Here is a 9,214-nt window from a genome sequence, read left to right as displayed (position 1 = left end):
GTTACCTAATAAATCAATAAACGGAGTTCCAATTTATTGGAATGAATATTTCTAGATGGATGTCTCGGATAAATGTTTTGGCTGTAAATGCCAATGCTCTTCTGAACCAAGATGATTTTTCCAGAGAGATTGATAAAGGGGACAACGTTGTAGTAATTCGTTATGGGTTCCACTATCACACAGGGCTCCATGATCCATGACCAATATCTGATCAGCACGAGTTATCGTGCTTAGCCGATGAGCGATAACAAAGACAGTTTTATTCTCGGTAAGAGAATAAAATGCTTTTTGTATCAATCGCTCATTTTCAGGATCTAGTGAAGCGGTTGCTTCATCCAGGAATAAAACAGGAGACTGTTTTAAGATAGCGCGAGCAATGGCAAGACGCTGGCGTTCACCGCCGGATAATGTACCGCCATCTACACCTAAAAGGGTGTCGTATCCTTGTGGCAGAGCCATAATTGTGTCGTGAATATTGGCAAGACGAGCCGCTTGCTCCAATTCCAACTGAGTGGCATTTGGATCCCCTAAACGGAGATTATTTGCGACAGTATCCTGAAATAGTGCGGTTTCCTGAAATACCATTGTGACAGTGTCATACAGTGCCTGAGTCTGGTAATGATGGATGAGATTTCCACCCAGACGAATTTCACCTTTGTCTAGCTGATAGAAAGAGAGCAATAAATAAGCCAGCGTAGATTTACCGCTGCCGCTAGGTCCCACAATGGCGGTCATACTGCCTTGTGGTGCATGGAATGAAACGTTTTGGATAGCGGGTTGACTAGTACCCGGATAACTAAATGAGATGTTGTTAACTTCAACATCATATTGAGCAGGAGCGGCTAATAGCCCAGAAACTTGCGTTGCAACCGCTTCGATCTCGACAATATGTGTTTCTCCCACTTGTGTTAATGCAGTTACATTGAGCAGGGGAATAATCCCGCGCAAGGGGGTTATCGTGGCAAACAGCAGTAGGATTGTGATGAGCATTTCGGAAAGGGTGAGCGTTTCCGGCGCGTGGAAGCGCAGGGCTCCAGCCAGTATCCCTATAACTACACTGGTATCAATGACGATGTAGAACAGACTCAATAGTGGTATGCTTTTGAAGACTCCTCGGCGGAATGCAATACGCAATTGTTCAATTTCTTGGTTAAAGCGTTGTTCTACTGTTGTGGTCACCGCCGCTGCACGGATAAAGGCCATACCTTGTGCATATTCTACAATCGCTTCAGATACGCCAGCCATCATAGCGGCCCGTCGTCGCAAGATTTCATTGAGTTTTTGACGGATCGCGACCAGAATAAGTAATCCAACCATCAATACCAACAGCGTACTGCCAGCTACAACCCAATCGAACCAAAATAAAGCCAGATAAATGAGCGCCAGCATCATAATCTGACAGGTAATTTGTGGGGTAGTATAGGCTGACTGATTTTCTTGCCATTGCACATCTTCGGATAATGTCAGCGCTATTTTTCCGGCACTTAAACCTCGAACTGTCGCGACCGACATATTCACAAGCCGTTGTAACAGAGCGCGCCGGATCTCGATACCCAATCCATAAGCGGCAATGGTGAGTTTACGCAGTGCGCGGGACATAAACGTGAACCGCAACAACAGTAAAATAATCGATAACACTAGAGTGATAAGCGGCAGCATATCAGTGTCACTTTCTTTCAGATGACGATCCCCCAGATGTGTGATAGCCCAAGCTGCGATGGCAAGTTGAGCAATGATTGCAATGGTATCAAGCTGTTTATATAACAAGCCAATGAACCAAACCCGTTGCAGTTTCGGGGACAGATGTTGCTGGAGACGATTAAATAACCCCATGATAATTTACTCCTGTTCCGGTATTTTCTCCCCGCCAAGCAGCCCACTGTTTGGCATAGGCACCTTGCTGTGTGATCAATTCATCATGGGTGCCTTGTTCAATGATTTGTCCTTTATCCAAAACCACGATTTGATCAAGATGGCGAATGGTTGGCAGGCGATGGGCAATAACAATTACTGTCTTATTCTGCCCTGTTTGTGTATGACATAGTGCATTGAGTGCTTGTTGCATCTCTTTTTCACACTCTGGATCGGCATAGGCGGTCGCTTCATCCAAGACAAGAATTGGCGCATTTTTCAGGATAGCGGCGGCAACGGCGATACGCTGCTTTTCTCCCACAGACAAGCTGATACCGTTGTTCAGTACTGTGTTGTAACCCTGTGGTAACTGTTGAATAAATTGGTGTGCTTGAGCTGCGATAGCTGCGGCTTCAACCTCAGCCTGGGAAGCATTAGGACGGGCCAAACGTATGTTATTAGCTACCGTATCGTTGAACAGGAATACCCGCTGGAAAACAAAAGAGATGTTATTGCGCAGGGTGAGTTCATCCATATTGCGAACATCAACACCACCAACAGTAATTTTGCCTTGTTGTGGATCCCAAAGACGAGCAATCAAACTGGCTACTGTGGATTTACCAGAACCACTGGCGCCTACCAGAGCCATTGAGCTTCCAGCTGGTACGGAAAAGGAGATGTTATTTAAGGCATTGTCCTGCCCATTTTGATAGGAGAAACTGACATTATGCAAAGTCACACTGTTATCAACAGGTGGATGGCTTTGAGAACATGGTGCTAGTTCAGGTTGGTTTATTAACCAGTGATAACGTGTGATTAATGCTTCTTGTTGTTGCAAGCGGGTCATTACAGCGAACATGGAGGAAGCAATATTGCCGAACGCCATGGCAGCCAGAATAAAGAAGGTAAATTCAAATATCGAGATTTCTTGTTGGTTAAATAACCAGATTGCCAAAGGGAGTACAAACAGTAAATTGGCACTGGATAGGACAAAAAAACGGCTGGATTTGACCTGCACTTTTTCGACCCAAACATCAATAATACGTGTCAGAGCGGTAAATGCTTCTTCGGCACGCTGTAGCGCAATATTGCCGCTTGAATAAGTTTTTACCACGGGGATTGCATTGATAACCTCTCCCATCGTTGATGCAATGCGATTTTGGGCTGCGTAAAAGCGCTGAGTTGTGGTTTGAACTTTCATCTGAATATAGATGAACAGTAGACAAGCGCCTAGAGTTGGAGCGAATGCAGCCAATGCCAGTCGCCAATCGATAGTCAACATGACGCTCAACGCGATCAGCGGGCCGAACAAGGTTGCTGACATTTCTGGAATAATGTGAGCAATCCCATCTTCGAGCTGTTCGACGTCATCTAACATCATCTTTTTGATTTCAGTACTGTCAGTTAGCATAAAGAAGCCCAGAGGAACGGACTTCAATTTATTACTGATCTTACGCCGAACATCAGCCTGAACGTCGGCGGCGATTAAATGAGAAACAAACGTTGAAGCGCTGAAAGTCAGCATTGCGGCAAAAGTAGAGCTTAATAATATGACGCCGTAACTCAGGAGTGCGTCATATTGCCCGTCATAGATGGATTGAGTAATTAACCCGGCAACCGCCGCCGGCAAAATTTGCAGGCCAGCGGAAACAATGGCAAGTGCAATAGCTACATAACTCAGAGCACGGTATGGGCGCATCATATTCCACAATGCTTTAAGAACACCGGCATCAGCGGCACGTTGCTCTGGCGAATTCTGGACAGATGAGTCGTTACTGAACATAGGTGTTTTCCTTTTGGAAATCGTGGCATTTGCGTAATGTCCAGAATAGGCCAGCGAGGGTGAAGAGCGATGCGAGAGCGAAAAGGGAAGAATAGCCCGCTTTGGTAACAATCAGCCCACCGACCACTGAACAGATGATCGCAATGCCCATGTCTGCCGATTGCATCAAAGCAAAATCCACACCAGATTGAGTGCTTGCTGCCAGAGACATCATCTGAGTGTATAAGGCAACAAATTTGGCCGCAGTGATTAACGTGATGAAGACATATGCGGCTGAAAGCAAAGATACGGAGGATTCTGGTTGTTGGGCAAGCCAGAAAATCCCCATCAGCACCATACATTCAAGCAGCATAAAGCTCAGTAGCGTTTGCATGGCGCCTAATTTACGTACCAGAACACCGCCAAACAGGACACCTGATAATCCGGCTAATGCACCACCGCTGGCGGCAATAATGCCCAGTTGAGTTAAATCGACTCCACGATCGACCAAGAATGGGGAGAGCATACTGAGTGACAAGCGTGTACCAATCATACATAACAGGATTAAAATCAGTGCCTGTTTAACCGGAGTACGGCGAAATGCACCCTTGAGGGATGGAGGAACGGTAGCCTTTGAAACATCTGATTCTCTCTTCCCCTGCGTTTTTCGGATAAACAAAATAGGCAGTGACATCAAGAGAATCACCATGGCTAATACGCCTGCACCAATGTGCCATCCATACAGTGAGGTCAGATATAAGAACAGGCCACTACCGATAATGGCTCCCAGGTAACCGCCGCCAACCTGCATCACATTGCACCAGGGGCGATGCTGTGGTGATAATCGATCAATGGCTTGACCATCTGTGGTGGTATCTACGACAGTCAGGCAAAATGTTATCAGAAATAGTACCGCGATAATTAACGGCATATGTTCGGCAGGTTTTGCCAATGACATTAAGCTGAAAAGAAGAAAAATTAAAATATTACCGCAGAGCATGATGCGGCGGGGATTGGTATCCCCTGAACCTGATTTACGGTAACGCTCTACAATTGGTGCCCAAAGGAATTTGCATGCCCAAGGTAACATTAGCAGATAAAGTAATCCTATTTTATCCGGTGTTACACCATGACTGCGCAGAAATGCAGGCATGCTTTGTAACGTTAACATACCAATGGTACTTTGGATGGTGTAAACACCAGCCAAAGTCAGAAGCAGTAACGAGACATGACGGGAATTTGAAATATTGTGCGTCATAATGCAATGCTCACATCCAGCCCAACATTCAAGCCCTTACTCATCATACTGAGCGTATGACCTTTCGAGAAACTAGAAACACGGTACTTTTTATTGCCCAGGTTTTCGCCATAAAGTTTAATATTGACACCATGAGCCATCTCTAAACTTAATGAGGCGTCATAGAGAGTATATGCCCTTTGTTCAAGGGTATTCGCTTCATCAAAGTAGCTTTTTGAATAGTGACGGGCACCAGCATTGACATAGAGATTTCCTGGCAAGAATGTCTGTTTAATCAGATAGTCGATACCTGCATTAAGCATGACATCTGGAGCATAAGGCAGACGTTTGCCATTGTAACTTACGCCAGTTATTGTATCGGTTGCATGAGTGAAATTTGATTTACCAACGCTACCACCAAGAGAAAATCTGAGCCCCTGCATTGGCTTGATTTGGCTACTCAGTTCAATACCTTTACTTTCTGCTTTTCCGGCATTGCGAATAGATTGCATGCCAATGGGCCCAACATAAATCTGTTTGTCTTTTGAATAGATATAATAAATCGCGCTGTTTAATGTCACGGCATCATCAAAGAATGCGCTATTCCAGCCGAATTCATAATTGTCTGAAATTTCGGTATCGTAAGGTTTTCTATCCTCGGCAGAGGAAATAATGTTATTGAAGCCGCCGGGTTTATAACCTTTAGTGGCAGAAACATAGAAACGGGTATCAGGTGTAAATTGCCAGCCCAAAGCCGCTTTAGGTGTAAATTCATTGTTGGAAACTTGATTATCAAAAGCGTCGATTGTCATCGTGCCAGAACGACCTGAATAGGTTATCTGCGATTTTTCATGTGATAAACGCCCGCCAAGGGTCAGATCCCATTGAGAAGCCAGCGGTAATTTAACCTCACTAAACAGCGCCAGTGATTTTGTCTTAATTGTGTTTAGGGAATCGCTATAGTAGCCAGGATAAGCACCAACCAGATGTTTACTACTTTCATCTGAGAACCAACCGCCAAGAACACTGGTTATTCCATTTGAATAGCTGGAATTTAAACGCAATTCTTGGATGGTGGCATGGTGTTTCTCTTTCCATTTCCCTCCGATGAAATTACGGAAAATATCGCGATCCTGATAGGAAGTGACACTGGTTAATGTACTGTTACCGAAATCATATTCAGCCTTCAGTGCATAACTGTTGACTCGCCGTTTTAAATCAGGAATAGGGTCATTGTACTCTTTCCGGCAGAATTGCTCGTCGGTTAAATAAAGCTCTTCATGTGAATTGAGATCTTCGTGAGCAAAGCTAAGTTCAGCACTGAAAGGTGAATCATCTGGTGCGAATGTCAGTTGGCCTTTACCTAACCAAGTTTTACTGGAGTCAATGCTTTTACGATTTGGTGCATCAATTTGCCCTGGTTCTTTTACCCAGCGTAGGCTCGTACTGCCATAAAGAATGCCTTCGATAAGGGGCGTTGATCCGCTGAATGAACCACCTTGCTTCAATTTAGAATAATGACCAGACAAGTTAAGCCAGGGGCCTTCTTTAGGGGAACGGGTAACAATATTGATAACTCCCGCTTGGGCGTTTCCTCCGTATAAAGTGCCTTGAGGTCCACGTAATAATTCTACGCGTTCTACATTAATTAATTCTTGAGTTAGGAATTGGTGATCCTGCGGCACACCATCAACATAAATTCGAACAGAAGGTGAATAATAATCAGGTGAACTGATACCCCGAATTGTTGTTGCCGAATAGGTTCGGTTACCGCGAGATCGAATTTGTAAACCAGGGAAAGCACGTTCAAGATCCTGCACTTGGGTAATTCCCGCTTGCTCAAGTTCTTCGCCAGTTTTAACCAAAATGCTGCCATTAATTTTATTTAATGCTTCTTTCTGTTTGTTAGCCGTCACGATCAAAATATCTTTTTTCGCTTCAGAAGCATGTTCCGCCCAGGCTACGGGTGTAATTAAGCAACATAAGACAGACGCTTTAGCATATTTTTTTTTCATATAAGTACTCGTTATGCCCTTTCAAATCATGTTTTACAAAAATCAGGTATGGTAAAACGAAAAAGTTTATCAGGGAGACTAACGGGAGTAGAGAAATAGGGCTAACGGGATAGGGACAAAAGTAGCGCGATAAGTACTATTGATAATAATTATCATTAATGATAAATTGCGTGATATTTACATTATGTGTATATATAAAATAAAAGTATAATGAATTTAGCACGCACAATATACTGTTTTTATTGTGGAAATAGCTTTTGAAATGGAATCTGATGCTAATTTTACAGGGGATCTCATGAAGACGATTTATAGCGAGAAATTGTGCATTTTCACTGCTGGTCATTGCAATTACACACATCCACCGATGGTGGAAAATAATATAAATCCTCCATTACTCACGGAGGAATTATCTGACGGAATTCATATAAACCGTATTCGTCTCGACCTTAACAAAGATTTAACAGAATATTGTGAAGGACCGCCAACGGTATCAATTGCTTTTATTCTAAGTGGGAAGGGAAAAATGGCGATTGAAAACGGGGATATTTTAGATATTAATCCGGGAACAATGATATTTTTCTATTCACCTAAAAAAACACGAGGTATGAATTTCTTTGGTAGTGGAAAATGGCATATTCTCGACATTCGTTTTTCTCTGAACGAAATTGAATCTCAGGAATTGCCATCTTTTACCAAATTAGCCACTAGTTTTGAAAAAAATGTTAGTTATAGTAACGTATTAATGATGGCTGGTCCTATTCATCCGCCATTTATGCAGATAGTCAATCAAATAGAAGAATGTCAATTAAATGGTAACGTCCGCAAGGTTTATTTAAAGGCAAAAGCGTTAGAAATTCTCGCGTGTGTGACGGCTCAAGTTTATGATTGCCAATATAATGCAATTAACAACTTACAGCGTCGTGCTGTTTACAATGCAATAAAAATAATTAATAGCGATTATCATTATCCCTGGACAATAAAATCATTATCAAGAGCAGTAGGTTTGAATGAGCGGAAATTAAAAGAGGGGTTCCGAGCGGTTGTTTTTCGTACCTTCCATCAATATCTGGAAAATGTTCGTATGACCACAGCAGAAGATTTATTGAAAAAAGGGATGAGTGTTATTGAAGTTGCTACAGCGGTAGGTTATTCCAGTCCAAGCCATTTTTCTAAACGTTTCCGGCAACATTATTTGATCAATCCGAAAGCATGGCAGACAAAATATGCTGTGAATCATACAATAATGACAGAATATATTGCAGCAGGAAGTCAATAGAAGGGTTGATCATGACAACAATTTGTTGATTGATATTATAGTACCCTCATACGGAAACTATAATAGAATATTTCTCCTTGCGGCTGTAGTAATAGGAAAGAAGAGATAAGTTCAGAGATAATACCCCCTCTGAACTTATTTCTTTATATCAACAAATTACCGAAATTATTTCAATTCCAGTTCATTCATGGCTGCGATGCTAAACCCACCATCAACATGCAGGATCTCACCAGTAATACCGCCAGCCAGATTAGAGCACAAGAATGCAGCAGCATTACCCACGTCTTCTGTGGTAACGGTACGACGGATAGGCGTGACAGATTCACAGTGTGCCAGCATCTTACGGAAGTCTTTGATACCAGACGCGGCCAGAGTGCGGATTGGGCCTGCGGAAATACCATTAACACGAACACCTTCAGCACCCATAGCGTTTGCCATGTAACGTACGTTTGCTTCCAGAGATGCTTTTGCTAATCCCATAACGTTGTAGTTAGGGATTGCACGCTCTGCACCTAAATAGCTTAAGGTAAGCAGGGCCGAGTCAGGGTTCAGCATGCTGCGACAGGCTTTTGCCAACGCAACAAAGCTGTATGCACTGATATCATGTGCAATTTTGAAGCCTTCGCGATTGACGGCATTGACATAATCACCGTCAAGTTGTTCAGCAGGTGCATAGCCGATAGAGTGAACAAAACCGTCGAATTTAGACCATACTTTACCTAGTTCAGCGAACAATGTGTCGATACTTTCATCTTTAGCCACGTCGCATGGCAGAACGATATTCGAATTCAATGAAGCAGCGAATTCTTCGACACGAGGTTTCAATTTGTCATTTTGGTAGGTAAAAGCCAGTTCAGCACCTTGATCGTGCATTGCCTTAGCAATTCCATAGGCAATAGACAGTTTACTGGCGACGCCAGTGATTAGAATGCGCTTGCCGGTCATGAAACCCATAGCAGTTCCTTATTGTTCTTAGTGTTCAAAATACCAAAGTTAATATTATAGAATAATAATATACTCACTATAACTAGGGTATTCATTGTTAATAAACGGGTATGATTCTACCACGCTGG

At 43.1% G+C, this 9,214-nt stretch carries 6 protein-coding genes; 1 reads left to right on the top strand and 5 read right to left on the bottom strand.

The window, feature by feature from the left end; translation table 11 throughout:
- Positions 1–51: 51 nt before the first annotated feature.
- Genes Xind_RS01160 through Xind_RS01145 form a run of 4 tightly spaced genes read right to left on the bottom strand, consistent with a single transcriptional unit; the run spans position 52 to position 6,865 of the window.
- Positions 52–1,833: an ABC transporter ATP-binding protein gene (locus Xind_RS01160; protein WP_187649295.1), complete on the bottom strand. Its 1,782-nt coding sequence runs from the start codon at positions 1,831–1,833 to the stop codon at positions 52–54.
- A complete protein-coding gene (locus Xind_RS01155) occupies positions 1,820–3,634 on the bottom strand; it encodes an ABC transporter ATP-binding protein (RefSeq protein ID WP_187649294.1) in 1,815 nt (604 codons plus the stop codon). Before Xind_RS01155 ends, Xind_RS01160 begins: the two co-directional genes overlap by 14 nt.
- Complete coding sequence (locus Xind_RS01150) at positions 3,624–4,871, bottom strand: MFS transporter (RefSeq protein ID WP_187649293.1); 1,248 nt, start codon at positions 4,869–4,871, stop codon at positions 3,624–3,626. The genes Xind_RS01155 and Xind_RS01150 overlap by 11 nt, the downstream gene beginning before the upstream one ends.
- Entirely contained in the window at positions 4,868–6,865 is a 1,998-nt protein-coding gene (locus Xind_RS01145; protein ID WP_187649292.1) for a TonB-dependent receptor, read from the bottom strand. Before Xind_RS01145 ends, Xind_RS01150 begins: the two co-directional genes overlap by 4 nt.
- 295 nt (positions 6,866–7,160) lie before the next feature.
- Here Xind_RS01145 and Xind_RS01140 point away from each other — a divergent pair, with 295 nt between their 5' ends.
- On the top strand, positions 7,161–8,141 hold the full coding sequence (locus tag Xind_RS01140) for a helix-turn-helix transcriptional regulator (protein WP_187649291.1): 981 nt from the start codon (positions 7,161–7,163) through the stop codon (positions 8,139–8,141).
- A 165-nt stretch (positions 8,142–8,306) separates the two neighbouring features.
- Here the strand turns inward: Xind_RS01140 and fabI are convergent, their stop codons facing one another.
- Positions 8,307–9,095, bottom strand: coding sequence for an enoyl-ACP reductase FabI (gene fabI, locus Xind_RS01135; RefSeq protein ID WP_187649290.1), 789 nt, complete (start codon positions 9,093–9,095; stop codon positions 8,307–8,309).
- Positions 9,096–9,214 lie beyond the last annotated feature (119 nt).

Source organism: Xenorhabdus indica (genome assembly GCF_014467235.1).
Taxonomy (GTDB): domain Bacteria; phylum Pseudomonadota; class Gammaproteobacteria; order Enterobacterales; family Enterobacteriaceae; genus Xenorhabdus; species Xenorhabdus indica.
The sequence above is the reverse complement of the archived record's forward strand: the minus strand, read 5'-3'. Positions and strand labels throughout refer to the sequence as shown.